Origin of the sequence: Puniceibacterium confluentis (assembly GCF_007923445.1) — a bacterium.
GTDB classification, from domain to species: Bacteria; Pseudomonadota; Alphaproteobacteria; order Rhodobacterales; family Rhodobacteraceae; genus Puniceibacterium; species Puniceibacterium confluentis.
The window spans coordinates 1-1,614 of the sequence record NZ_VOJI01000069.1 but is presented as its reverse complement, the minus strand read 5'-3'; the positions used below and the strand labels follow the sequence as shown (position 1 = coordinate 1,614).

Here is a 1,614-nt window from a genome sequence, read left to right as displayed (position 1 = left end):
GAGACTCGCGCTTGGAAAAGAGTCCCTCGCGCCTGACCAGAACAACGTTCTTGGCAGCCGACTTTTTCAGCGACCTGTTAAACTCACTTCTTAGTAAGGAGAGCTTTATGAACATCAATTTATATCTCCCGCGCCAAGGGTTTACCGCTAAAAATACTATCAGGGCAACATAACACCTAGCGCTCAAATGTCCAATGAGGCGTAGCCAGAGACCGGCCCAGAATCTTCTATCTATGGAAATCCGATCCACAATAAAGCGCCTGATCGAAAAGCGTTTCGTAAGCGGAGCAAGGATCTATGAGAATTACTTATCTGTCCCCTTACTTTTGGCCAGAAGAGATTGGATCGGCGCCATACTGTACAGAATTAGCATTATTCCTGAGCGGCAAGGGGCACTCGGTTTCCACCTTGGCGTTTCGCCCTCATTATCCGAGCGTTGAAGGTTTCAGTGCGTGGTCTGACGGTGCTCGGGACTATGATACGCTTGATAAGGTCGAGGTGGTTCGCGTTCCGGTTCGCGAGCGAGGATCTGGCGGCTTCATAGATCGAATCCGCAACGATATCCGTTATCTTTGGACCGTGTGCACGCATAGCATACGGGGCAGGTTTCGCTCTACGGACACAGTTGTCGCCTATGTTCCGAGCATTCTCACGCTCTACGGGGCTAAAGTCATAAAACTGCTGACGGGTGCGCGCACAGTCGCGGTCGTGCACGATATCGAAAGCGGGCTAGCCAGCTCTCTGGGGATCACCAGGAGCCGTGGCATGCTGCGTATCATGCAGTTTGTGGAACGGGTTGGCCTGAATCTAACGGACCAAGTCGTTGTGCTGACTGATGGCATGAAACGAGAACTCGAGACACTTGGATGCCGCAGACCAATCACCGTTTTGCCAATCTGGGCGAGCGTCGGCCCAAACACACCCATTCAGCTGACTGCCAGGCCAAAGCTGATGTATTCGGGGAATTTCGGCAAGAAGCAGAACCTCGATCAACTGCTGCCGCTTCTAAAGCGCTTGTCTGATGAAGAAGTGGCGGTGGATGTCATCCTGCGTGGTGACGGCTCCGAGAAAAGCCGTATCGAGGCAGAGATTCAAAATCTTGGAATCGGCAATGTCCGTTTTCTGCCACTTGCCCCGTCTGACCAGTTCATGGACTCGTTGCAGAGCGCCAATATCCATCTGGTGCCGCAGGCTCTGAATGTGGCCAACTATGCCCTGCCATCAAAACTGGTTTCCATCATGTCATCCGGCCGCCCATTTATTTGCATCGCAGAGAAAGACAGCCCGCTTGATCAGTTGTCGCTCTCCTCTGGTGCCGCGTTGTGCATTCCGCCAGGCCAGAATGACCTGCTTTTTGCGGCGGTGACTGATTTGCTCAAAAATCCACCACGTCAGGAAAAAATGGGCCAGAACGGTCAGGCCTTTGTCAGGAAGCACATGGACAAGGATGCCATCCTATCGGAATACGAACGCATCATTGTCGCTGTCAAATAACTTGCACGAATAACCCAAAGTAAACTGATCCCAGAAAGCAATTGTATGCGCAAAAAGGCCCTTATCACAGGTATCACGGGGCAGGACGGCTCCTATCTGGCGGAATTCCTTCTGGAAAAG

2 protein-coding genes are annotated in these 1,614 nt (G+C 52.0%); both read left to right on the top strand.

Annotation, left to right across the window (positions count from 1 at the left end):
- Positions 1 to 297 precede the first annotated feature (297 nt).
- Positions 298 to 1,494, top strand: coding sequence for a glycosyltransferase family 4 protein (locus FOY53_RS22535; RefSeq protein WP_146592525.1), 1,197 nt, complete (start codon positions 298 to 300; stop codon positions 1,492 to 1,494).
- 45 nt (positions 1,495 to 1,539) lie between these two features.
- On the top strand, positions 1,540 to 1,614 hold a 75-nt coding region (locus FOY53_RS22530; protein ID WP_146592036.1), incomplete at its 3' end, for a GDP-mannose 4,6-dehydratase.

Coding starts and splice junctions, on each gene's coding strand:
- FOY53_RS22535 (WP_146592525.1), top strand. CDS start 298: ATGAGAATTACTTATCTGTCCCCTTACTTTTGGCCAGAAGAGATTGGA.